Here is a 24,893-nt window from a genome sequence, read left to right as displayed (position 1 = left end):
AGCTTTTGTAGTATTTAATACAGCGTTTCCGCCAATATTCCCCCACTAGTGAAGGGTAATGAGAAAAGCATGACGATTAGTAAGCAGGAATTTGCTCGCCGCCGCAAAAAATTAATGGCACTGATGGAGCCAGACAGTATTGCTGTGGTGCCCTCTGCCAAAATGGTGACCCGAAATCGGGATTCTGAATACGCTTTTCGTCAGGATAGTGACTTTTATTATCTAACGGGCTTTGACGAGCCCGATGCGGTTTTGGTCTTGCTGCCTGGCCGTGCTACTGGGGAGTGTGTGCTATTTTGCCAAGACCGCGATCCGGCCATGGAGCTGTGGACTGGCTATCGCGCTGGCCCAGAGGGGGCCTGTTCTCTCTACGGCGCCGATGATGCATTCCCTATTACCGATATTGACGACATTCTTCCCGGCCTGTTGGAGGGGCGTCAGAGGGTGTATTACGCCATGGGGCGGCACACTGAGTTCGATCAACAGGTGATGCAGTGGGTGAACGTGATTCGCTCCAAAGTGCGCACTGGCGCCCAGCCGCCAGGGGAGTTTTTGGATCTGGATCATCATTTACACGATCTGCGTTTATATAAGTCGGCGGCGGAGTTAAAAGTGATGCGTCGCGCCGGCGAAATTTCAGCAGAGGCCCATAGCCGCGCAATGCGCTTGTGCCGGCCCGGTGTATTTGAATATCAATTAGAAGCTGAAATTCTGCATGAATTTGGCCGCAATGGCGCGCGGTTTCCAGCCTATAGCACGATTGTTGGCGCCGGCAAAAATGGCTGCATATTGCATTATGTAGAGAATAGCTGCGAAGTTCGCGACGGCGATCTAGTGTTGATCGACGCCGGCTGCGAGCTGAATTATTACGCCGCCGATATCACCCGCACGTTTCCCGCTAACGGCCGTTTTAGCCCCGAGCAGCGGGCCTTATACGAGGTGGTATTAGATGCGCAAAAAGCCGCCATTGCCGCAGTGAAGCCAGGCAATCATTGGAATCAGCCCCACGACGAAACCGTGCGGGTGATCACGGCGGGGCTCGTGAAGTTGGGCCTACTCAGTGGCGATGTTGATGCACTTATTGCCGCCGAAGCCTACCGTCCGTTCTATATGCACAGAGCCGGTCATTGGCTTGGCATGGACGTTCACGATGTCGGTGACTACAAAGTGGGCGGTGAGTGGCGGGTGCTTGAAGAGGGCATGGCGCTTACCATCGAGCCAGGGATCTATGTGGCGTTTGATAATAAAGACGTTGATGCGAAGTGGCGCGGTATTGGCATTCGTATTGAAGACGATGTGGTGGTAAACAAATCTGGCTGTGAAATTTTGACGGCAAACGTGCCCAAAGAAGCGGAAGAGATAGAAGCCTTGATGGCGGAGGCGCGTCTTGCCTCGGCCTGATTACGATGTGGTGATCGCTGGCGGCGGCATGGTCGGCGCTAGCTTGGCCCTGTGTCTTGATAAATTTAGTCAGGCGGGACTGCGCGTTTTGGTGGTAGAAAATTTCCCGCTGCCGCCGCAGGGCGAGGGTAAGCCCGCTTATCGGCCCAGCTTTGATGCGCGCTCTACGGCCTTGTCTTTTGGCAGCGCGCAAATTTATGAAGAGCTGGCGGTGTGGTCGCTGCTTGCGGAACATATTTGTGCCATCTCACAGGTTCATGTGTCTGACCGCGGCCATTTTGGCAGCGTGTTAATGAGCGCAGAAAGCCAGGGTTGGAGTGCCTTAGGTTACGTTGTTGAAAATGCCTGGCTTGGCAATGTTTTGCTCAATCAATTGCGCCAGAACACGGCGGTGGAATTTCTGTCACCGGCCTCGGTAGAGTCTGTGGTGGTGTCGCAGTCCTATGCGACTTTGAGTGTGCGTGAGGGCGATTCACTGCGAGAAGTCACGACCCAGTTAGTTGCCATTGCCGACGGCGCTGATTCTGGCTTGCGCACTCAGCTTGGTATTGGCGCAAGTGTTGACGATTATCACCAGGTCGCAGTGATCGCGAATGTCGCGACGGAAAAGCCCCACAAAGGCTGTGCCTACGAGCGTTTTACCGAGCGCGGGCCGCTGGCCTTGTTACCGCTGTTAGCCGATGAGTCTGGTATGTCCCGCTCTGCATTGGTGTGGACCTTTCCCGAAGCCATGGCTGATGAAGTTGCAACGTGGTCGGACGAGGAATTTTTAGCAGAGCTGCAGCGCAACTTTGGCTATCGCTTGGGCCGCTTGCGCAAAGTCGGCCAGCGCAATGCTTTTCCGCTGCGCTTAATGCAAGCCGATGAGCAGGTTCGTGGCCAAGTAGCGGTGCTGGGTAACGCTGCCCACTCACTGCATCCGGTGGCTGGGCAGGGCTTTAATTTAGCGCTGCGCGATGTGGCGTGCCTGAGTCGCTTGGTGGCGACTGCGCACAGTCGCGGCGAGAATCTCGGTGATTTAAAATTATTGCAGAAATATATCAATAGTCAGCGTGGCGACCAGTTGGTGACCACGACTTTCTCCGATCAGCTCACCGGCATTTTCAGTAATCGTAAGCCGATGCTCAGTTTGTTTAGAAATCTCGGTCTTTCTATGCTGGATGTCACCCCACCGGCAAAATCACGTTTTGTAGCCAGAGCAGCGGGCATTTTGCCCGGTGCCGCAGCGGAGTAATGCGGATGTCGGCAGAGAATATTGCTGATTTTGATTTAGTGATTGTGGGGGCGGGCATGGCGGGTGCCGCGCTGGCGCTGGCGGTGGCGGATTTGCCGATAAAAGTGGCGCTGCTTGAGGCGCAGCCGGTGCGCGAAGGCTGGCCGAAAATTGAAGACAGCGTTTTCGATTTTGACGCCAGAGTCAGCGCGCTTACCGAGGCCTCACGCGGTTTTTTAGACGAGCTAGGTGCCTGGTCCGATATCGTTAGTCGGCGGGCCTGTGCATACACCGATATGGAAGTGTGGGATGGAGAAGGCACCGGCCGCATCCATTTTGCGGCCAGTGAGGTTCGGCGTCCCGCCCTCGGTCATATCGTTGAAAACCGCTTAATCAATGCCTCTCTTATTAATAATCTGCGCGAAAACGGGCGCGTGAAGTGCTACTTCGGCGCTCCTGTCGAAACCATGGACCGGCAGCCAGGCCTCGTAAATTTGAGTCTGGCGGGTGGCAAACTTATTCGCAGTCCGGTGGTGGTTGCCGCCGATGGCGCCAATTCTAAGATTCGTGATTGGGCTGGCTTTGTTACCCGCGAGTGGGATTACCATCACCACGCAATTGTGGCGACGGTTGAAACCGCGCAGCCGCATTGTAAAACCGCTTGGCAGCGATTTTTACCTGAGGGGCCGCTGGCATTTTTGCCCCTGCCTGATGCCGCTGGTGAACAGCGTTACTGCTCCATTGTGTGGTCGGTAAAACCTGAGATTGCAGCACAATTGATGCAGCTTGATGACGATGATTTTTGCCGCGAGCTGGCCGCCAAATTTGAACATCGATTGGGAGCGGTGGTGGCGAGTAGTCGCCGTTTTAGTTTTCCGCTCAGGCAGCGCCATGCGGCGGACTATGTCTGCGACGGGGTAGTCTTACTTGGCGATGCTGCGCACACGATTCATCCTCTAGCCGGCCAGGGCATTAATCTTGGCTTTCAAGACGCGATGGTCTTCGCCGAAGAGTGTCGACGCGCCTGTGAGCGTGGCTTGTCGCTGGCAGATAATGCGGTGTTAAGTCGCTATCAGCGCCGGCGCAAGGGCGGCAATTTGGCAATGATGGCCTTGATGGAAGGCTTTCAGCATTTGTTTGAAACCCCTGCCATGCCCCTGCGATTGCTGAGAAACACCGGTATGCGCTGGCTGGATGCGGCCCTGCCACTTAAAAGACAAATCATCGCAAAAGCGATGGGTTTGTCTGACAAGCCGTAAGGTTTTTCTTAAGCTATTGCACCAACTCCCAGTGACGCCTTGATTAATTTGGATCTTAGGCGGCATTTAGTAGTAATAAATCGTGGAATACATTGAGATATTTAATGATAATAATTATCATCTACGCCCGAAATTTTTGTGTAGAGGCTTGGATAATGCATAAAATCGCGCTGCTTTTTTTGGCGACACTGGTATTGGCCGCCTGCGGTAATAGTGAGCCGCCTGCCGCAAAAGGACCGGAACTGGTTGTTTATAGTTCGCGTATTGAACAGCTTATAAAGCCTATTTTTGATGATTTTACTAAAGAAACGGGCATTTCTATCCGCTATGTGACCGATGAGGCGGGCCCGTTATTGGCGCGTTTAAAAGCAGAGGGAGAGAACTCGCCCGCCGATATGTTAATCACTGTTGATGCGGGAAATCTTTGGCACGCTGCCGATATGGGAATTTTGCACGCGGTTCAGTCTGAAACACTGTCGGTAAATATTCCGCCTGCCCTGCGTGACGAGCAGGGACGCTGGTTTGGTGTGTCTATTCGCGCCCGCACCATTGTTTATGCAACTGACCGCGTTAAGCCGGAAGAGCTGGCGGGTTATGAAGATCTTGCCGATGAAAAATGGAGTGGGCGTTTGTGCCTGCGTACGTCTAAGAAAGTGTATAACCAGTCGCTTGTTGCCAGCATGATTTCGGCCTTCGGTGAAGAAAAGGCTGAGCAAATTGTCGGCGCGTGGGTAAATAACTTGGCGGTGCCACCGTTCTCAAACGATGTAAAAGTGGTCGAGGCTATTGAGGCGGGGCAGTGTGATGTTGGCTTGGTGAATACCTATTATCTCGCCCGCATGCTAGTTGAAAACCCCGAGTTGCCGATAGGTTTGTTCTGGGCTAATCAGGGTGGAGAGGGTGTTGCAGCGAGAGGCGTACATGTGAATGTTTCCGGGGCGGGAATCACCAAGGCGAGCAAGCATAAAGAAAATGCCCTGCGATTACTGGAGTGGTTGTCTGGGCCTTCGGCGCAGTATGATTTTGCGCACTTAAATCAGGAGTATCCGGTTAACGATAAAACCGCGCCTTCTGAACTTATCAATCAGTGGGGCAGTTTCCGCGCCGATACGATGCCTTTGAGCGAGGCGGGTCGCTTGCAGGGCGACGCCATTAAATTGATGGATCGCGCGGGATATCGCTAAGTGCCCGATAAGCCACGGCCATTGTTCGCATCCCAAGAGTTTGCTTTGTCAGAGGCCGGTGGCGCACCGCGTCGATCGGCCGCTGGTCTATGGTTATTGCGATTAATTGGTGTTGCCGCTGTGCTCGCAGTGATGGCGCCGATCTTGGTCGTGGTGATGAGTTGGGGCTCGGCGCAAACTGAGGTTTGGCAGCATTTAATTGCCACTCAGTTGGCCAGCTTATTATTCAATACCTTGGTGCTGTTGGTGGGCGTGGCAATACTGGTCAGCGTGTTGGGTATTGGCTTGGCGTGGCTGACGGTGATGTGCGAATTTCCCGGCCGCGCGTGGTTTGAATGGCTGCTAATGTTGCCCTTGGCGGTGCCGGCCTATGTGATGGCGTTTGTTATTCTTGGTGTTTTTGATTTTGGTGGGCCGCTGCAGAGCTTTTTGCGGCTGCAGTTTGGTCAGCAATACGGCAGCATGGATGTGCGCAATGCACTGACTGTCATTATCGTTTTCTCTTTAGTTTTGTATCCCTACGTTTACATGCTGGCGCGAAGTGCCTTTCTTTCGCAGAGCAGCGATACCACCGAGGCGGCGCGGGTACTGGGTTGCAATCCTTGGCAGGCGTTTTATCGCGTTGCGCTGCCGATGGCGAGACCGGCCATTGTGGCGGGCGTGAGCTTGGCGATGATGGAGACCTTGGCGGATTTTGGCACCGTCGCGGTATTTAATTACGACACCTTTACCACCGCCATTTACAAGTCGTGGTTTGGTTTTTTTAATATTCAAGCCGCCGCACAGTTGGCCTCGATACTGCTGTTGTTTGTGGCGTTAACCTTGTTTGCGGAGCGTCGCTCCCGCGGTGGCCGCCGTTTTGTGCAGGGTGGACGTTTGCAGCATCGCTACCGTTTTGCCGTGAAGCCGGTAAAAGCGTGGGCAATGACCATATGCTGTAGTGTGGTGTTGGCGCTTGCGTTTGTGTTGCCGGTTTTCCAGTTGCTGGTGTGGGCGGTCGATGAAGGCGTCGCGCAACTTAATCAGCGGTTTTTTGAATTGCTGCAACACACGGTGTTATTGGCTGGCCTCGCCGCAGCGATCACGGTATTTTTGGCGCTAGTGCTGGCTTTTAATCGTCGCCAATTTAAGCGCGGCGGTTTTTTTAGCGTGGCGCAGCTGGGGTACGCCCTGCCGGGCTCGGTCTTGGCGGTGGGTATCATGCTGTCGTTTACGTTTATTGATAACCAAGTTTTTATCCCTGTTCAGCGCTGGTTAGGCATGTCACCGGTGCCGGTGCTAGTGGGGTCTATCGCAACCCTGTTGGCTGCTTACTGGATTCGCTTTTTAGCCGTCGCTAGCGGCCCCTTGGAATCGTCTTTAGAGCGTATTCGTCCCAGTTTACCTGAGGCGGCCCGCACCTTGGGTGCCAATGGCAGCGAGCTCGTGTGGCGCATTTATTTGCCGATGCTGAGGCCCGGTTTATTGACGGCGATGGTCTTGGTGTTTGTGGATGTGATGAAAGAGATGCCCGCGACTTTATTGCTTCGTCCCTACGGATGGGACACTCTAGCGGTACGAATTTACGAGATGACGGCAGAGGGCCAGTGGCAGCTTGCGGCATTGCCCGCCTTGGCCTTAGTAGCGGCTGGATTAATCCCGGTAGTAATCAGTATCCGTCGCAGTCGTCATTGAGCACTTTGTATTTGTCGAGCGCGGCGTTAAAATGCGCAAATCTAACGAATCGTCAGCAGAGGACGGCCATTAAATGAGCAATACCCCCAGCGAATTAAAATATGCTAGCAGCCACGAGTGGGCGCGCCTTGAGTCAGACGGCACGATTACTGTAGGAATTAGTTACCACGCTCAGAACGCCCTTGGTGATGTGGTGTTTATTGAATTGCCAGAAGTAGGTGCGGAGTATTCGCAGGGTGATGAGGCGGCGGTGGTCGAGTCCGTCAAAGCGGCATCGGATATTTACGCGCCAGTATCTGGTGAAATCATCGAAGTGAACGACGCTTTGGATGAAAGCCCTGAAACGGTCAATGAATATCCCTACAGCGACGGTTGGTTTTTCCGTATGCAGCCCTCTGATTTAAGTGAGCTAGATAACCTGCTTGATGCAGAGGCTTACGACGATCAGTGTGAGGAGTAGTTTCAATTTTGCGCGAAAAGCCCGGCATTGACCGGGCTTTTTTGTGGGCGAAATTAATTTCTAAGGCTGATAACCGGCCAGCCAGCTGCTAACGCTGCTGCGCGCAGCGTATCGTCAGGGTCAACGGCGACGGGGTGATCAACTGATTTTAACAGTGGTAAATCGTTGTGGGAGTCACTGTAAAAGTAGCTGCCGCTGAGTGAGCGGCCTGTGTCTGAAAGCCAATGTTGCAGGCGGATCACCTTGCCGTTTTGGAAGCAGGGTATACCGCTGGGTTCGCCGGTGTAGCGCTCGTTGATAATTTCGCCTTCGCTGGCTAGCAGCGTGGTTACACCTAAGGCTTCGGCAATAGGTCTGGTGACGAAACTATTGGTGGCGGTAATAATCATAACAAAGTCACCGGCATCGCGGTGTTTCTGGAGTAGCGCATCTGCCTTTGGCAGCCTGAGAGGTGCAATGTATTCAGCCATAAAATTGGCGTGCATCGCGGCCAGCTCTTGGCGATCGTATTTGCTTAGCGGGCTTAGGGCAAAACGCAAATAGGCGTCTATATCGAGCCCGCCTTGCTGGTATTGTTGATAAAACTTGTCGTTTTGGGTTTTAAACTCGCCGCTGTCGACAATACCTTTGGCTACTAAAAACTCGCCCCAAGCATGGTCGCTATCGCCGGCGAGTAAGGTGTTGTCGAGATCGAAAATTGCCAGGGCCATGTAAATCTCCAAAAAGGCGGCTTGCCAAGGCGGCATAGCATAGCGTTTGGCGAAAGCATTTTCATCTTTCTATCGTGTTGTTGGTAGAGTGAATTCCCAGGGTCGGGAATTTGTGGAACAATAGAAAATGGAAATAAAATCAAAACAATAGGTGATGTAGTGATTGACTCGGATGGATTTCGTCCCAACGTTGGCATCGTGCTTGCAAATGAGCAGGGTCAGGTGTTGTGGGCGCGCCGTGTTGGTCAAAGTGCGTGGCAGTTTCCGCAGGGCGGTATTCACGAGGGCGAATCGCCAGAGGCGGCCTTGTATCGGGAGTTGTACGAGGAAGTTGGTTTGCGTGAGGATGACGTAAGCCTACTCGCCTGCACACGCGGTTGGCTGCGCTACCGTCTGCCTCAGCGCTTAATTCGGCGCGACAATAAACCGCTGTGTATTGGCCAGAAGCAAAAATGGTTTTTACTGCAAATGAAGGCCGCTGACACCAAAGTCAGTTTTAATTGCGGCGACAAGGCCGAGTTTGATCATTGGCAGTGGGTCAGTTACTGGTATCCTCTGGGTCAGGTGGTTGCGTTTAAGCGAGAAGTGTATCGGCGCGCCATGAAAGAGCTGGCCCCGCGACATGCTCGCCTAGTGAAAGATGCCATGACTGGTGAATTACTATGATGCTAGAGGCGCTGCGCAGTATTGTTCAGGCAGTTAATGCTGCCGGTAATTTGCAGTCAGCCTTGGACATTATTGTAAGTCGCATCGCTGAAGTAATGGGCACTGAGGTATGCACGGTATATTTGCGAGACCCTGACTCTGGGCGCCTGATTTTTATGGCAAACCAAGGTTTAAATCCGGATCTCATTGGTAAAGTCAGCCTTGGTCCCGATGAGGGTTTGGTGGGGCAAGTTGCCCGTCGCGAAGAGCCGGTTAATTTGGATCACGCGGAAAAGCACCCCAATTTCCTATATTTGCCCGGCATAGGTGAAGAGCAGTATCACTCCTTTTTGGGTGCCCCCATTATTCACCAGCGTACGGTGATGGGCGTTTTGGTTGTCCAGCAGAAAGACAGCCGTCGCTTCGATGAAAATGAAGAGGCATTTTTAGTTACTATGTCGGCGCAGCTGGCGGGTGTTATCGCTCATGCTCGCGCGACCGGCTCGATTACCACCTCTCAGAATGCCGTCGGCGCAACGGCGTCGTTTAAAGGTATCGCCGGTGCAACCGGGATAGCCATTGGGCGCGCCGTGATCGTTGCACCAATAGCAGAGCTGCACTCGGTGCCGAGACGGCAGAGCGATGACCCACAGCTTGAGTTACAGGCATTTCAGGCCGCTTTGCAGGCAGTGCGAACAGATATTCACGCGCTGAGCGAAAAATTACTTACCCAGTTACCCGCTGATGAGCACGCCCTGTTTGATGTGTATTTACGCATTATTGATGACGGTACCTGGGCTGCTGAGGTCGTTAAAAAGATCAATGAAGGTGAGTGGGCGCAGGGCGCTCTAAGCCAAGTGATGTCTAGTCATATCCGCACCTTTGAGATGATGGAGGACGCCTACTTCAAGGAGCGCGCCACCGACATCAAGGATTTGGGGCGGCGGGTGTTGGCGTATCTGCAGACCAGTGATGTTGAGCCAGCAGAGTATCCAGATAAAACCATTTTAGTTGGCGAAGAGTTAACCGCTTCGATGTTGGGAGAGGTACCGCGAGAAAAACTGGTCGGCATGGTGTCGGTGCGTGGCTCTAGCAATTCTCACGTCGCTATTTTGGCGAGAGCAATGGGTATACCCACGGTAATGGGTGCCGCTGATTTGCCATATACCCAAATTGAAAATGCCAATCTGATTGTTGATGGCTATTCCGGGTATGTGCACTACAACCCATCCGCCGAGGTTTACGAGCATTTTCGCTCGGTGTCGGAAGAAGATCAGGTTCTCACTCAAGGCCTAGAGGCATTACGCGACCTGCAAAGTGAAACCCTGGACGGTCATCGTATGCCGCTATGGGTGAATACAGGTTTGATGGCGGATGTGGCGCGCTCATTAGATCGCGGCGCCGAAGGCGTTGGCTTGTATCGAACTGAAATTCCATTTTTATTGCGCGAACGTTTTCCTAGTGAGGAAGAGCAGCGGGCAATCTATCGCGAGCAATTAATCGCCTTTGCGCCGCTGCCCGTTACCATGCGTACCCTCGATATCGGTGGTGATAAGGCCTTGCCGTATTTCCCCATCGAAGAGGAAAACCCCTTTTTAGGCTGGCGCGGCATTCGCGTTACCTTGGATCATCCCGAGATATTTTTGGTGCAGGTTAGGGCGATGCTCAAGGCCAGTGAAGGGCTGAATAATCTGCGCATTATGTTGCCGATGATTAGTAATGTGCAGGAGGTGGATGAAGCCTTAGAGCTTGTGCGGCGAGCCTACGAAGAGCTGGTTGAAGATGGCTGGGATATCACTTTGCCGCCTATAGGTGTCATGGTTGAGGTTCCGGCCGCAGTCTATCAGGCGCGGCAATTGGCGCGGCGGGTTGATTTCTTGTCAGTGGGTTCAAACGATTTAACCCAATATCTATTGGCGGTGGATCGCAATAATACCCGGGTCGCAGATTTGTATCATGCCTATCACCCCGCGGTGTTGAATAGCCTGCAGCAGGTGGTGGATGCGGCGCATGCGGAAGGTAAGCCGGTGGGTATTTGCGGTGAGTTGGCCGGTGATCCTGCGGCGGTTCTGCTGTTGATGGCGATGGGCTACGACATGCTGTCTATGAATGATAATAGTTTGCTCAGGGTGAAGGCGGTAATCCGAAGTTGCCGATTTGATGACCTTGAGGGGTTATTGGGCGCAGCTATGCAGGTCGATACTGCTGACGAAGTAAAAGCATTGCTGCGTAGCGCGATGATTGATATTGGTATGGAGCGCCTGCTGCAACCGGTTGGTGCTTAGCTTTAGCCATTCGGGCGCGCTGTAAAGTGAAAATGTTGGAGCGTTTCTTGTTGTGAAGCGCTTATCGCATACTGTTTTTCCCAGACATCCCAGCGGCCATTGTCACTCGCGATCACAATGCTGCTTGAGCGGGTGCCATAGCCGTCAAAACTAACAAAGCGACAGGACAATGCCTTGTGTATCTCGTCGTCGCTAACGATGGTTGGTGTCTTATCTTGCAGTAAGTTGAGTAGTTTTTGAGGGCTGACGTGCTCTGCCATCAATTCGCTCATGTCCTCGCGACCTTTTATGGTTTTCGCATTTTCATCGCTGCGCGGAATATTGCCAATGGCGTAAACTCCCGGGGCTAATGTTTGCCAGCCCGCCTCGACATTGTTGATATAGCAAAATGAATTGCCGTCGCTGGCGATGAAGTTAAAGGGGCGGTATTGGCTTTTCTCAGACTCTAGTTGCTCGGCAAATTGACTGCTGCTTTGTGTGCTCAATAGAAAGTCTTTTACTAAGTCACCGCGGCTGCGGTCGCCGCTGGCGACAACTTCGCGCAGGTTAGTCACCGCTGCAAATCGACCTAGGCGGCTGACACCCAACCAGCTGCCGCCGAATTCTAAATCTCGACCCGCTAATATTTCAGGGTGCTCGGGCCAAAAGTTGGCGGCGAGGGTGGGGCGCTGGAAGAATTCGTCCCGGTTGGCTGCGACGATGAGTGGGTGCTCGGGATCATTTTGCCAGCTTAATAATATCAGGCACATTGCTTCATTCGCTGTTTTTTGTAGGGTTTGGCCGTCATAATAGCAGCTTTGCGCGAGACTTCGGCGGCATGATTTTATTGGTTTATTTGACCGTTGGCGCGTTTGCGGGCTTGGCCGCTGGCTTGTTCGGTGTTGGCGGTGGCTTGGTTATTGTTCCCGCATTGGTTGTCTGTTTTGGTTTATTGTCGGTGGCGCCAGAGGTGTCAATGCAATTGGCGGTGGGTACCTCGCTCGCAACGATTGTGGTGACGTCGATTAGTTCGGTGCGGGCCCACCATAAGCTGGGCAATGTTGATTGGCTGTGCTGGCGAAGTTTGGCTCCAGGTATCGCGATTGGTGTGGTGTTTGGTGTGGCTACCGCGGCAACGCTTTCTGGTGCGGCGTTAAAGTTAGCCTTCGGCGTATTTAGTCTTATTATTGCCGCTTACATGGGCTTGGGTGCGGTGCCGGCGGCATCGCGCCAGCTTCCTGAAGCCTTGGGTTTGGCTGCAGTTGGGGGTGGTGTAGGCTACGTTTCTGCGCTGTTTGGTATTGGCGGAGGCGCCTTAACTGTGCCGTATTTGACGTGGTGCAATGTGCGTATGCAGGCGGCGGTGGCAACCTCCGCCGCTTGCGGCCTGCCTATTGCTTTGGTGGGGTCGGCAAGTAATATGGTGGCCGGTTTTGGTCATCAAGATTTGCCCGCCTACAGCTTTGGGTATGTCTATTTGCCGGCGTTTATCGGTATTGTGTTGTTGAGTGCGCCCTTCGCTAAGCTAGGGGCGATATTGGCGCAACGACTTTCGGCGCGACGTTTGAAACAGTGTTTCGCGCTGTTTTTGTTATTTGTTGGTGGTCAGTTCATTTGGGGAGCGCTATAAGGCATGTTGATACATCCGGGTTTTGATCCTGTGGCGGTAGAGATTGGCCCGTTGGCGATACATTGGTATGGGCTAATGTATTTGGCGGGTTTCGCCGCGGCGTGGTATATCGCCAAAAGTCGAACAAAGCAGGCTTGGAGTCCGGTGAATGAGGCTCAAGTTGAAGATCTGATTTTTTACGGCGCGGTGGGTGTTATCGTTGGTGGCCGGTTTGGCTACGTGCTGTTTTACAATTTCCCGCAGTTTTTACAAGACCCTCTCTGGTTGTTCCGCGTGTGGGAAGGGGGAATGGCTTTTCACGGTGGCTTGCTAGGTGTGGTTGTGGCGGTGGCGTTGTACGCCCGCCGAATTCAGGTGCCGGTTGCGTCGCTTTGGGATTTTATAGCGCCGTTAGCGCCAATCGGTCTCGGTTTGGGGCGCCTGGGGAATTTTATTGGTCAAGAGTTGTGGGGGCGTCCCACGGATCAACCTTGGGGCATGTTGTTTCCGCGCGATCCAATGCAGCTGCCAAGGCATCCGTCGCAGCTCTACCAATTTATGCTCGAAGGCGTCGTGTTGTTTTTGATTATATTTTTGTTTACCCGCAAGCAGAGGCCCCCCTATGCTGCCGGGTCTTTATTTTTGCTGTGCTATGGAAGCTTCCGCTTTCTAGTGGAGTTTGTTCGAGAGCCGGATAGCCATATTGGTTTTGATATGCTTGGTTGGATGACGCGTGGGCAGGAATTGTCGCTGCCTATGATTGCAATTGGTGGCGGTCTGCTGATTTGGACTTACACGCGCTCAACCGTGAAAGGTGGGAGATAGTATGCAGCAGTATTTGGATTTATTGCGCGATGTGCGTGATAACGGCACTGACAAGGGTGATCGCACCGGGGTGGGTACGCGATCGGTGTTTGGTCGACAGCTCCGGTTTGACTTACAGCAGGGTTTTCCGCTGTTGACCACCAAGAAAGTGCATTTGCGCAGTATTATTAATGAGCTAATTTGGTTCCTTGCAGGCAGTTGCGATAACAATTGGCTGCAAGAGCGCGGTGTCAGTATATGGAATGAGTGGGCATTAGAAAACGGCGATCTTGGCCCCATTTATGGGAAGCAGTGGCGCAGTTGGGTATGTCCGGATGGTTCAACTATCGATCAGATTAGCGAGGTGGTGGATATGATTCGCCGTAAACCCGACTCTCGCCGCCTGTTGGTCAATGCGTGGAATCCTGCCGATCTTCCGGATGAGTCGCTTAGCCCCCAGGAAAATGCTCGGCGCGGGAAAGCCGCATTACCACCCTGTCATACCTTGTTTCAGTTTTACGTGGCTGAAGGGCGCTTGTCTTGCCAGCTCTACCAGCGCAGTGCAGATTTGTTTTTGGGGGTACCGTTTAATATAGCCAGTTACGCACTGCTGACCCATATGATTGCTCAGCAGTGCGACCTTGGGGTGGGTGATTTTGTGCACACTTTCGGTGACTGCCACCTGTACCAGAATCACCTCACCGACGATATTGTAGAAGAGCAGTTGCGCCGCAAGCCTCGGTCACTGCCCCAGCTCGTCATCAAACGGCGTCCGGCATCGATTTTCGATTATACGGCAGAGGATTTTGAGTTTGAGGCTTACGATCCTCATCCGGCCATAAAAGCCCCGATAGCGATATAAGAAGAGGACGAGTAGTGGTTACTGTTTCACTTATTGTCGCGATGGCAAAAAACCGCGTAATTGGTGTAAATAATCAGTTGCCATGGCATTTGCCGGCGGATTTAAAGCATTTTAAGGCCACAACGATGGCAAAGCCTATTGTGATGGGGCGCAAGACGTGGGAGTCGATAGGTCGGCCACTACCTGGGCGCTCTAATATTGTGATTAGCCGTCAGCCAGGGTATGTCGCAGAAGGCGCTGCGGTGGTCGATGATTTAGCCGGTGCTTTAGCGCTGGCGCGCCGCGAAGCCGAGTTGGCGGGGCTTGATGAGGTGTTTGTTATTGGTGGTGAGACCATCTACCGGCAGGCCTTGCCGGAGGTCGCCAGAATGTATGTAACTGAGGTTGATGTCAGTCCGGAAGGGGATGCTTGGTTTCCAGAAATTGAACTAAATCAGTGGGCAGAGGTCGTTCGCGAGTGTTACCCAGTAACGGAAGATGGCAAGCCGGCCCATTGCTTTCTGACATTGCAAAGAATTTGAATAAATAAGTTATATTTAAACGGTCACAGTACATGCTTGTTTTGCTCTCGATGGCAATTTCCACTTATTGAGCGTTACTTAGTTAGTGGGCGACGTTACCGCTCTTCACGAAAACGTAACTCTTCAACACATAAAACAGGCAAGAAATTTTATATTACGAAACATTTAGTTTTGTCGTTGATTCTTACGTTTGCACATGATTAAAATAAGCCCCGCTGTATGAAAGCACGGTCTTACGACTGGCCGTACGGCTGACAGAAGATAATAAGCTCTGCTTTCACTAAACGTCCCAAATAGGAAAAGCAATTCCCATGAAAACGCAACGATTGAAAACAATCGCGCTGGCGGTCAGTGTGGCTGTAGGTATGCTGGCGGGATCGCCGGCCTATTCAGCTGATAAGACTGCTGGGCAAGAACCTGCCGCGGCGCCAGTTAAGCCCTTAATTCCAGTAAGTACCGTTCTTGATGTTGGTATCAAGAGAACTTCAGCAGCAAAGCAGTCACAAGTTAAAATTGATCGCCTTGCAGCCGAGACAGGTGATTTGCTGCAAGACTACAAAACAGTGATGAAGCAAGTAGACGGCCTACGCGTTTACAATGCCCGTCTTGAAAAGCAGATCGCTGGTCAGTTGAAGCGTATTGCCGGTCTGGGTCGCTCTGTTGATGAGGCGACTATCATTCAGCGCCAAATCACCCCATTGTTGATCCGCATGATTGACGGTCTTGAGCAGTTTGTTGCTCTGGACGTGCCATTCCATAAAGAAGAGCGCGAAGAGCGTGTTGAATTCTTACGCACCAATATGGATCGCTCGGATATCACTATCGCAGAAAAATTCCGTCAAGTTCTCGAAGCCTACAAAATCGAAAACGAATACGGTCGTAAAATTGATAGCTACAAAGGTGTTGCTTCTGTAAACGGTGCAGACCGCGAAGTTAACTTCCTGCGTATCGGTCGTATTGGTTTGATGTATCAAACAACTGACGGCGAGCAATCAGGTGCTTGGGATCAAGACAAGCGTGCATGGGTTGAGCTGGATTCAGGCGATTACCGTGGTGCTATTCAGAAAGGCCTGCGTATCGCTCGCAAACAAGCGTCGATCGATATCATGAAACTCCCGATTCCGGCTCCGGAGGCTGCTAAATAATGAAACGTAATCTATTAAAAGCTGCTGTGCTGGCTTTCAGCGGCGCGATTGCCGTTGCAGCTATGCCGGCGATGGCTGAAGATGCTAAATCGCTCGACGAATTGTTGAAAATGGTTAAGCAGGGCTACGCCACTGACGCTCGTGAAAACAAAGAGCGTGAGCAACGTTTTGCCGCTGCTCGTTTCGATCAGCAGAAAACTCTTGAGGAAGCTAAGCGTACTTTGGCTGCCGAAGAAAAGCGTTCTTCTGATCTGGAAAAAACATTTGAAGAAAACGAATCAGTTATCGTTGAGAAGCAGCGTCAGTTGAAAGAGCGTCTAGGTACATTGACTGAACTGTTCGGTCACTTGACGTCTACAGCGGGCGACCTTCGTTCAAACTTCCTATCTTCTATCATCAGTGTTCAGTTCCCTCAGCGTGAACAGTTCGTTGACGATTTGATTAATAAAATGGCTGGTGCTGAAGAGCTGCCAAGCATTGAAGAGATCGAGCGTGTATGGTTCGAATTACAGCGTGAAATGACTGAGTCTGGTCGCGTTGTTAAATTCAAAACGCCGGTAACTAGTGCTGGCGGAGAAAGCGCAGAACAAGAAGTGGTACGTGTTGGTACCTTCAATATGGTTAATGCGGACGGTGAATACTTACAGTACATCTCAGAAACGGGTGCACTTGCGGTATTGTCACGTCAGCCTAGCGGTCCATATATGGGCTGGGCTGAAGATCTCGCGGGATCTACTTCAGGCATGAGCGCGTTCGGTGTTGACCCTACAGGTCCGACAGGTGGTTCTTATCTAGCGGCATTGATTGATAGCCCGACTCTTACCGAGCGCTGGCATCAAGGTGGTGTGGTTGGTTATGTAATTACTGCAGTTGGTGCCTTAGCGATGTTGATTGCTATCTGGCGCCTGATTGTTCTGTCTATCGAAGACATGAAAGTTGCCAGTCAGTTGAAAACCACCAAAGCAAATACTAACAACAGCCTTGGCCGTGTGTTGAAAGTGCATGAAGATAATCCAACTATGGATCCAGAAACGCTTGAGCTGAAGCTTTCAGAAGCAATTCTGAAGGAAACTCCACGCTTGGAGAACTCGCTCAACTTGCTGAAGATCATTGCTGCGGTAGCGCCTCTTCTTGGTCTGCTCGGTACTGTAACCGGTATGATTATTACCTTCCAAGCTATTACTATCTTCGGTGCAGGTGATCCGAAAGCAATGGCCGGCGGTATTTCTGGTGCACTGGTAACAACAGTACTCGGTCTGGTGGTTGCGATCCCAACAGTTCTGCTGCACACCTTCGTTAGTGGTCGTGCCAAGAAGATTATCCATGTTCTTGATCAGCAAACTACGGGCATCATTGCCGAACACACGGAAGGTCACGCGGGGAATTAAGCGATGTACCTACTGAATGAATGGATCGAGATTATCCGTAGATTCATGGATTCGGGCGGCGACGTACTTTGGGCCATCGCCGTCCTAACTTTCCTGATGTGGACGCTCGCTCTAGAAAGACTTTGGTATTACAAATTTAGCCTGTCGAAAGACGTCAATGGTGCTATTGGCACTTGGGAGAAGCGTACAGAGCGCAAATCCTGGAATGCCAAGCAGATTCGCGAGAAGTTGGTATCTCAAGTATCACTTAAAATTAACGCGAGTTTGCCAATGATCCAAACAATGGTGGCTCTATGCCCATTGTTGGGATTGCTGGGTACAGTTACCGGTATGATTGAAGTGTTTAACATCATGGCGGTAACCGGTGGCGGCGATGCGAAGTCGATGGCTGGCGGTGTTTCAAAAGCAACAATCCCGACTATGGCGGGCATGGTTGCCGCTTTGTCAGGTGTCTTTATCAATACTTATGTAAAGAGTATTGCGGACCGTGAAAGCGAACTTTTGAAAGACCATCTGACAACAGATCATTAAGAGAGCTAACATGAGAAGGAATAAAAGAGGCGGAACAGAGGATAATCCCTCTGAAATAGACTTGACGCCGATGCTCGACGTTGTGTTTATCATGTTGATCTTCTTTATTGTAACGGCGTCCTTTATTAAGGAAGCTGGTGTCGAGGTGAACCGCCCTGACGCGTCAACATCAACTAAGAAAGAGAATGTAAATATTCTGATTGCTGTAACAGCAACCAATGAAATATGGATTGATAAGCGCCGGGTTGATAAGCGCGCAGTTCGCTCAGTAGTTGAGCGTATGCACGCAGAAAATCCTAAGGGTGCCGTAGTTATTCAGGCTGATAAAGCCTCGAATACTGAAACGGTTACTGCGGTTATCGACGCCAGCCGGTCGGCAGGTGTATACGATGTTTCATTGGCCACTGAAGACAGCTGATCAATATGAATATTCGACTACTTATAGGTGCTGCATTGGCATTTGTGGTGACGGCATCGCTGTTCATCCTCATGCCGTACCTTATCGAGATGGCTGATAAAACGCTGGACGAAAAGCCGCGTACAAAGCTAGCCGATATACAAATGCCTGACACCAAAATTGAAACAATGAAAGACAACAAGCCCGATAAGCCGAAGGAGCCTGACGAGCCGCCACCGGATATGGAGCAACCTGAGATGGAAGACATCAATCCGAATTTGGATGTTGTCAATATGACGCCTTCTCAATCTGTTGATTTGACTAATACTGCCGGCGGACTTTCTGCTTCCGATGGTGAGTATTTGCCGATCGTAAAAGTTGCTCCAATTTATCCGCGACGCGCGCAAAGTCGTGGTGTGACAGGTTATTGCACAGTTGAATACACTGTGACAAAAGCTGGTACAACTCGGGATATCGTTGCGGTTGATTGCCAGCCTGCGGGCTATTTCGAGCGCGCTTCTGAGAAAGCCGCAGAGAAGTTTAAGTACAAACCGCGTGTGTCCGACGGCGAGCCTATCGAGGTGCCGGGCATACAAAACCGGTTCACTTATGAGTTGGAAAAATGATGTCTGATTATCACTCGAGCACTAAATCGTTGCGTCCAGTGTTGGTCAAGCTGGGTTGTTCTATCGCTCTCGGTGTAGCTACCGTGTTTGCCATGCCAATTGTAAGTTCATCCTTACAGCCAATGCTTGGCGGACAGAGTGTGGGCATTGCTCACGCTGCTGAGAGTAAAGATAAACCCAAGCGGAGCACACGTAGAACGCCAGCTATCCGCGCTAAAATTTATGAAAAATTAAATGCAGCGCAAGAAGCGGCAGACGCGAAAAAATATAACGAAGCCGTCAAGCTACTCAACGACCTTCGTGATACAGAAGGGCGGAACTCGCTGAATAGCTATGAGCTTGCCAACCTCTATAATATGTATGCGTTTATCTACTTTACTCAGGAAAAGTATGATTTGGCGCTTGATGCATATCGTAACGTGGTAAAGCAGCCGGATATTCCGGAAGCGATGGAGCTAAATACAAAATACACCATCGCTCAGCTTTACTTTGTTAAAGAGGATTACAAGGGCGGCGTAAGCACTCTGTTAGAGTGGTTTAAGGCAAAGCAGGCTCTAGGCGAAGATCCGGGTGCTGGCGCGTATGCGCTTTTATCTCAGGGTTACTACCAGCTCAAAGATCTTGACCGCGCCCTAAAGTACATTGAAGTTGCTATCAATGACTACACTAGCCGCGGAAAGATACCTAAAGAGCAGTGGTGGGGTTTACAGCGCTACTTATATTATGAAAAGAATGATATCAAGCGCGTAACGGCGATTCTTGAAGAAACGCTCAAGCATTACCAGAAAAAAGCCTACTGGCTGCAGTTGTCTGCAATGTACAACGAGCTGAAAATGGACGAAAAAGCGACTGCAGCAATGGAGACCGCTTACACCGAAGGTGTTCTGGAAAATGATAAAGAGCTAATTAATATGGCCTACCTCTTCCTATCTCAGGAAGTGCCATATAAAGCAGCTAAAGTGCTTGATAAGGGTATTAAGAAAGGCGACATCCCTGCGACTTCTAAAAATCTTGAGTTACTTGGTAATGCATGGCGCCAAGCGCAAGAATTGAAGAAGGCTATTCCAGAGATGGCAAAGGCCGCGGAGAAATCGGATAAGGGCGAGTTGTGGTCGCGCTTGGGTAATATCTACCTTGATAACGATGAGTTCGATAAGGCTGAAAAAGCCATAGAGAATGCATTTAGAAAAGGTGATATTAAACGACCAGACAATGCTTATCTTGTACTTGGTATGGCTCGCTTTAACCTTCAAGAGTATGAAGGAGCGCGTAAGGCCTTTAAGGAAGCGGCAAAAAGTGAAAAGTCTGCAACTTACGCAAAACAGTGGATGGAGTTCATGGCGAAAGAGCTTGAACGCCAAGAAGCTCTAAAAGATGGCTAATTTAGCATCAGCGTACGTCGAAAAGGCACCTTAGGGTGCCTTTTTTATGCTCGATAGATAGACGAATCTGTTTTCACTTCCTATAGTTTTAATACAGCATCTTTCTTTGTCAGAGCAATAAGTTGTATGCATCATCAGAAGGCTAAGGTTATAAAATTGTTGTGGGCCGCCCTGGGGCTGTCGTTGGCTGCTGGGCTGCAGGCCGAAGACGCTCTGGACTTGGATGAGCCTGAAGCTGGGTTTTTTAGCCGTACCTTTGATCGAGCGGAAACGACTAGGGATAATTGGTCTGAGCGCTGGATTGACTTTGCTGAGGGTGTTGACTACTACTTCAGTAAAGAAAACTCACCTCCGGAATATAAAAACGAAAGCTATGTGAAGCTCCAGCTTAGAGAAACGTGGGAGGAGCACGGCGAGATACAGACAGATGTCAGAGTGAAAGCTAAATTTGATCTTCCTAATACTCAGCGTAAAGCAAAAGTCTTTTTCAGTAGTGACGAATACACCGAAAACTCCTTAGAAGAGCGAGTGAGAAGTAATTCAACAGGCGAGCGATTTCGGCGGAAAGAGTCGGTGTCAGGCATCGAGATAACGCCGGATGATGAATGGAATAAGTGGAAGCGATCAGCGCGAATCGGTATTAAGCTTCGCGCGCCGCTGGTGACGTTTGGACGATATAGGTTAAGGCGCCCGATGGAGCCGTGGGGGGAATGGCTCCCTGAGTTCACCCAGGAGGTCTGGTACTTTAGTGACCGCGGTTGGGGTGAGACCAGCGAGCTTGAAATATTAAGGCCAATAAATGAGCGATTTGGTTTAAAGTATTTTACGGTGCTCGAGTTTGAGGATCAGAATGACTATTTTGAAAATGTCCATGTACTATCTTTAAATCAGGGGCTTTCGGATAAGTCTGCCTTGGAGTACAGGGTTGGCTCAGTTTTTTCGACGGAATTCCGAACCCAAATGACCGCGTATTTTTTTGGAAGTAGTTATAGTTATAAGCTACACGAAGACTGGGTATTCCTTACCGCTAGCCCTGAGGTGTTCTTCCCTAAAGTCGACGGATGGAATGCCGAAGCCAGTTTTACGATTAAGTTAGACGTATATTTTTCACAATAAAAGCACATACTGTGCTTATGAGCTTGTATGTTGCTGGTGTCGCGACTTCGACCTTGTTGTATATTGCTCGTCACAGCGCCTTTGTTCTTAGTTGGCGCGATGTATGCTAGGTAAGCAATCAACGAAGTTATCGCTTATTTCTCAAATTGAATTACACAGGCTTGAGGCTTGGCTCATACGTAAGTAACGCGTAGCGAGTCTGTAAAGTAAGCCATCTACATTGGTGTGTAGCCAATTTTCCCTATGTTCCGTTGCGGGAGGTGGGCTTCGAAATTTTTACATGGTATTTGAAATATAAACGGACGTTGACGTATATGCGGTTTTCGCAGGAGAAGTAATGACAATTCGAGTGGCCATTCATCACAAGACGTATTACACATTTGATCGTCTGGTAAATCTTTCGCCGCATGTAATACGCTTGCGTCCTGCTCCACATAGCAGAACGCCGATTCATAGCTATAGCATGAAAATTGTACCCGAGGCACACTTCTTAAACTGGCAGCAGGACGCGTTCGGCAACTACCTCGCGCGGTTGGTGTTTCCTGAAAAAACAGATAAATTTTCGGTCGAAGTTGAAGTCCTCGCGGACATGACGGTTATAAACCCATTTGATTTCTTCGTGGAAGAATACGCTGAAAAATTTCCGTTTTACTATAAAAAGCAGCTTAAAAAAGAGTTGGCCCCTTACCTAGCCAAAGAAAAACAGGGGAAGTTATTCAATAAACTATTGAAATCAGTTTCTACCACAAAGCGCCCAGTTAATGATTTTTTGGTTGAGGTGAATCAGGTTCTCGAAAAGAAGATTGAATATTGCCTGCGTTTTGAGCCCGGTGTGCAAGAGCCAGAGGAAACACTCGAGCTTGCGAAAGGTTCCTGCCGGGACTCCGCTTGGTTGGCAGTACAGTTATTCAGGCATTTGGGTATCGCCGCACGATTTGCCTCTGGGTATTTAGTGCAGTTAACGTCGGATGAGAAGTCGCTCGATGGGCCTAGTGGTCCGGAGGAAGACTTCACTGATTTGCACGCTTGGTGCGAAGTGTATATTCCAGGCGCTGGCTGGATAGGTCTTGATCCAACGTCGGGCTTGTTCGCCAGCGAAGGACATATCCCCTTGGCTTGTACTCCTGATCCCGTATCTGCTGCACCAATTGAAGGTTTCACCGACGAGTGTGAGGTTGAGTTTGACTACTCCAACGTCGTTGAGCGTGTTCATGAAGATCCGAGGGTCACTAAGCCATACAGCGATGATCAGTGGGCGGATATTTTGCTGCTCGGAGAGCAGGTGGATAAAGATCTAGTGGCAAACGATGTCCGCCTGACGATGGGCGGTGAGCCTACTTTTGTTTCCATCGATGATATGGAGTCAGCGCAGTGGAATATTGATGCCCTTGGTGCTGAAAAGCTAAGCTTGGCAAAAACCTTATTATTGAAGTTACGGAATCACTTCGCACCTCAGGGCTTGCTGCATTACGGGCAGGGAAAGTGGTATCCGGGTGAAGAAGTGCCGCGCTGGGCGCTGGGTTTATTCTGGCGCAAAGACAATGAGCCGCTGTGGACAAGCCCAGAACTGTTGGCGCGGGTAGATAAGGATTATGGCCACAGTGTAGCAACGTCTGAGCAGTTTGCATTGGGCTTGGTCGACAAATTAAGTTTGGCCTTAGATTACGTGCAGCCGGCTTATGAAGACGCTTTACACTATCTTTTACAGGAGCAAAAAATACCCAAGAATATTGATATTCTTGCCGCCAAGATTAGTGATGATTTAGGTCGACGCCGATTGGCTCGGCTGTTAGAGCAAGGTTTTAAAGATCCAACGGGTTATATTTTGCCGCTGGCTTGGGAGCCAGTCGCGGGTGAGTGGGCAAGTAGCATTTGGAATGTAAAGCGTGAGCGACTTATTTTATCGCCGGGTGACTCGCCAATGGGCTTGCGATTGCCGCTAGGTGATTTGCCTGAATTAGAAGAGCCTGATATACAGCCGGATCGAGATCCTTTCGAAGAGCGCAGCCCCTTGCAAGCGCGTCATGAAATTCACTTCCCTAGTGAAGGCAAAAGCCCAACGCCCCAACGGCTGCAAAGCGCGTCTAAAACTGTGGCAGAAAAGTTGAAGTACGCTCAACCCTTGATTCGAACGGCGATGTGTATTGAGGCAAGAGGTGGAAAGGTTCATATATTCATGCCGCCATTGCACAGTCTCGAGCACTATGTCGAACTAGTAGCCGCGATTGAAGAAACGGCTAAAGAGCAAAGTGTGCCAGTAATTCTGGAGGGCTATGAGCCGCCACGTGATCCGCGGATACAAAAGCTGCTTGTCACGCCGGATCCTGGGGTTATTGAGGTGAACGTGCATCCTACCTCTAGCTGGAGGGAGTTGGTGGACAACACCACCGAACTGTATTCGGCGGCGCGTGAGTCTCGTCTCGCGGCGGAAAAATTCATGCTCGATGGCCGTCATACCGGTACCGGTGGTGGCAACCATATTACTTTGGGGGGGGTAACGCCGAGTGATAGCCCGATTCTGCGGAGACCTGATTTACTGCGCAGCTTAGTGACGTTTTGGCAGCATCACCCAAGTTTGTCGTATATTTTTTCCAGTGCCTTTATCGGGCCGACCAGTCAGGCGCCGCGTGCCGACGAAGGTCGAGATGAAATGATGTACGAGATGGAAATTGCCTTCCAGCAAATGCCCGATGGTCTGGCAGATCAGCCTTGGTTGGTGGATAGGTTGATGCGCAATTTGCTTATTGATATCACGGGCAACACCCATCGCGCCGAATTTTGTATTGATAAATTATATGCGCCGGGGAGTGCGACTGGGCGTTTAGGCTTGCTTGAGTTTCGTGGTTTTGAAATGCCACCGCACAGCCGTATGTCGTTGGTTCAAGCACTTTTGATCCGCACCTTGGTTGCCCGATTCTGGAATGAGCCTTACAAAAAGCCACTGGTTCGCTGGGGCACGGCTCTGCATGATAAATTTATGTTGCCACACTATTTGTGGCAGGACATGAAGGACGTCGTCGCCGATCTAGAGCGGGCAGGATATCCTTTTAAAGCGGATTGGCTGCTGCCTTTTGAAGAGTTCCGTTTTCCGCACTACGGTCGTGTCAAACTCGACGAGATTGAAATCGAATTGCGTTGGGCGGTTGAGCCTTGGAATGTGTTGGGTGAGGAAATCGGTAGCTTTGGTACAGCACGCTATGTGGATTCCTCGGTTGAGCGCTTGCAAGTCAAGCTAACGGGTTTAACGGATAGTCGCTACGTGCTGGCCTGCAATGGTCGTCGTGTGCCATTGGCTAACACTGGGCGACACGGAGAGTACGTTGCCGGTGTTCGCTATCGCGCCTGGGCGCCACCGTCGGCACTGCACCCAACTATTGGTGTGCATACGCCGTTGGTATTTGACTTGATAGACACTTGGACTGGCCGCTCGGTGGGCGGTTGTAGTTATCATGTTTCGCATCCCGGTGGTCGAACATACGAAACCTTCCCGGTGAATGCCTTTGAGGCAGAGTCTCGCAGAGGGAATCGTTTCAGTACAGTGCAGCATACGCCGGGGCCTTATACGCCAAGACCGGATCTAGATGCTGTGCGTGAGTTTTTCCCTGAACCACCTCGGCCTATGGCGCCACCGCCGGAAGAGTCGCCAGGCGAATACCCGCACACACTAGATTTACGCCGCAAGCCTAATTGGATCGGCTAGAT

Annotated in this window: 22 protein-coding genes; 20 read left to right on the top strand and 2 right to left on the bottom strand. The window is 50.9% G+C overall.

Annotated features, from left to right (window positions below; genetic code table 11):
* The first annotated feature begins 69 nt into the window (after positions 1-69).
* The 6 genes from pepP to gcvH all read left to right on the top strand — a co-directional run bounded on the left by pepP (position 70) and on the right by gcvH (position 7,191).
* A complete protein-coding gene (pepP, locus tag AAC007_RS10655; RefSeq protein ID WP_339676636.1) occupies positions 70-1,401 on the top strand; it encodes a Xaa-Pro aminopeptidase in 1,332 nt (443 codons plus the stop codon).
* Positions 1,388-2,635, top strand: a complete 1,248-nt coding sequence (gene ubiH / locus AAC007_RS10650) for a 2-octaprenyl-6-methoxyphenyl hydroxylase (protein WP_339676634.1) — start codon at positions 1,388-1,390, stop codon at positions 2,633-2,635. Before pepP ends, ubiH begins: the two co-directional genes overlap by 14 nt.
* A gap of 5 nt (positions 2,636-2,640) precedes the next feature.
* The gene (locus tag AAC007_RS10645) at positions 2,641-3,873 is read left to right on the top strand and encodes an FAD-dependent monooxygenase (protein WP_339676631.1); all 1,233 of its coding nucleotides are present in this window, start codon (positions 2,641-2,643) and stop codon (positions 3,871-3,873) included.
* Between the two features lie 155 nt (positions 3,874-4,028).
* On the top strand, positions 4,029-5,057 hold the full coding sequence (locus tag AAC007_RS10640; protein ID WP_339676629.1) for an extracellular solute-binding protein: 1,029 nt from the start codon (positions 4,029-4,031) through the stop codon (positions 5,055-5,057).
* Positions 5,058-6,731: an iron ABC transporter permease gene (locus AAC007_RS10635; protein ID WP_339676627.1), complete on the top strand. Its 1,674-nt coding sequence runs from the start codon at positions 5,058-5,060 to the stop codon at positions 6,729-6,731.
* A 73-nt stretch (positions 6,732-6,804) separates the two neighbouring features.
* Complete coding sequence (gene gcvH / locus AAC007_RS10630) at positions 6,805-7,191, top strand: glycine cleavage system protein GcvH (RefSeq protein WP_219042831.1); 387 nt, start codon at positions 6,805-6,807, stop codon at positions 7,189-7,191.
* A gap of 53 nt (positions 7,192-7,244) precedes the next feature.
* Here gcvH and AAC007_RS10625 read toward each other — a convergent pair whose 3' ends face one another.
* The gene (locus tag AAC007_RS10625; protein ID WP_339676622.1) at positions 7,245-7,901 is read right to left on the bottom strand and encodes an HAD family hydrolase; all 657 of its coding nucleotides are present in this window, start codon (positions 7,899-7,901) and stop codon (positions 7,245-7,247) included.
* A 159-nt stretch (positions 7,902-8,060) separates the two neighbouring features.
* Here AAC007_RS10625 and rppH point away from each other — a divergent pair, with 159 nt between their 5' ends.
* Together rppH and ptsP are read left to right on the top strand one after the other, a co-directional pair.
* Positions 8,061-8,567 carry an RNA pyrophosphohydrolase gene (rppH, locus tag AAC007_RS10620; RefSeq protein ID WP_295874928.1) on the top strand — a complete coding sequence of 169 codons (507 nt, stop codon included), beginning with the start codon at positions 8,061-8,063 and terminating at the stop codon, positions 8,565-8,567.
* Positions 8,567-10,831, top strand: coding sequence for a phosphoenolpyruvate--protein phosphotransferase (gene ptsP, locus AAC007_RS10615; protein WP_339676655.1), 2,265 nt, complete (start codon positions 8,567-8,569; stop codon positions 10,829-10,831). The genes rppH and ptsP overlap by 1 nt, the downstream gene beginning before the upstream one ends.
* A gap of 2 nt (positions 10,832-10,833) precedes the next feature.
* Here the strand turns inward: ptsP and AAC007_RS10610 are convergent, their stop codons facing one another.
* On the bottom strand, positions 10,834-11,580 hold the full coding sequence (locus AAC007_RS10610; protein WP_339676620.1) for an NRDE family protein: 747 nt from the start codon (positions 11,578-11,580) through the stop codon (positions 10,834-10,836).
* Positions 11,581-11,648: 68 nt separating this feature from the next.
* Between AAC007_RS10610 and AAC007_RS10605 the strand changes: the two genes are divergently transcribed.
* From AAC007_RS10605 to AAC007_RS10550, 12 genes are all read left to right on the top strand, one after another.
* Positions 11,649-12,440, top strand: a complete 792-nt coding sequence (locus tag AAC007_RS10605; protein ID WP_339676617.1) for a sulfite exporter TauE/SafE family protein — start codon at positions 11,649-11,651, stop codon at positions 12,438-12,440.
* Positions 12,441-12,443: 3 nt separating this feature from the next.
* On the top strand, positions 12,444-13,244 hold the full coding sequence (gene lgt / locus AAC007_RS10600; protein WP_295874941.1) for a prolipoprotein diacylglyceryl transferase: 801 nt from the start codon (positions 12,444-12,446) through the stop codon (positions 13,242-13,244).
* Between the two features lies 1 nt (position 13,245).
* Positions 13,246-14,085 (top strand): thymidylate synthase, encoded by an 840-nt coding sequence (locus AAC007_RS10595; protein ID WP_339676615.1) that lies wholly within the window; start codon positions 13,246-13,248, stop codon positions 14,083-14,085.
* A gap of 14 nt (positions 14,086-14,099) precedes the next feature.
* Positions 14,100-14,606 (top strand): dihydrofolate reductase, encoded by a 507-nt coding sequence (locus AAC007_RS10590; protein WP_339676613.1) that lies wholly within the window; start codon positions 14,100-14,102, stop codon positions 14,604-14,606.
* A gap of 311 nt (positions 14,607-14,917) precedes the next feature.
* Entirely contained in the window at positions 14,918-15,751 is an 834-nt protein-coding gene (locus tag AAC007_RS10585) for a DUF3450 domain-containing protein (RefSeq protein ID WP_295874948.1), read from the top strand.
* Positions 15,751-17,139, top strand: coding sequence for a MotA/TolQ/ExbB proton channel family protein (locus AAC007_RS10580; RefSeq protein WP_339676608.1), 1,389 nt, complete (start codon positions 15,751-15,753; stop codon positions 17,137-17,139). The genes AAC007_RS10585 and AAC007_RS10580 overlap by 1 nt, the downstream gene beginning before the upstream one ends.
* A 3-nt stretch (positions 17,140-17,142) precedes the next feature.
* Positions 17,143-17,670: a MotA/TolQ/ExbB proton channel family protein gene (locus tag AAC007_RS10575; RefSeq protein WP_295874954.1), complete on the top strand. Its 528-nt coding sequence runs from the start codon at positions 17,143-17,145 to the stop codon at positions 17,668-17,670.
* A 10-nt stretch (positions 17,671-17,680) separates the two neighbouring features.
* Positions 17,681-18,088 (top strand): biopolymer transporter ExbD, encoded by a 408-nt coding sequence (locus AAC007_RS10570; RefSeq protein ID WP_219042821.1) that lies wholly within the window; start codon positions 17,681-17,683, stop codon positions 18,086-18,088.
* Positions 18,089-18,093: 5 nt separating this feature from the next.
* Positions 18,094-18,693 (top strand): energy transducer TonB, encoded by a 600-nt coding sequence (locus AAC007_RS10565; protein WP_219042820.1) that lies wholly within the window; start codon positions 18,094-18,096, stop codon positions 18,691-18,693.
* Positions 18,690-20,075, top strand: coding sequence for a tetratricopeptide repeat protein (locus tag AAC007_RS10560; protein WP_255558216.1), 1,386 nt, complete (start codon positions 18,690-18,692; stop codon positions 20,073-20,075). Before AAC007_RS10565 ends, AAC007_RS10560 begins: the two co-directional genes overlap by 4 nt.
* A 126-nt stretch (positions 20,076-20,201) precedes the next feature.
* Entirely contained in the window at positions 20,202-21,191 is a 990-nt protein-coding gene (locus AAC007_RS10555; protein WP_339676603.1) for a hypothetical protein, read from the top strand.
* Positions 21,192-21,528: 337 nt separating this feature from the next.
* Entirely contained in the window at positions 21,529-24,891 is a 3,363-nt protein-coding gene (locus tag AAC007_RS10550; RefSeq protein WP_339676600.1) for a transglutaminase family protein, read from the top strand.
* Positions 24,892-24,893 lie beyond the last annotated feature (2 nt).

Source organism: uncultured Zhongshania sp. (genome assembly GCF_963975605.1).
Lineage (GTDB): Bacteria > Pseudomonadota > Gammaproteobacteria > Pseudomonadales > Spongiibacteraceae > Spongiibacter > Spongiibacter aquimaris.
This window is presented reverse-complemented; position numbering and strand designations above follow the sequence as displayed.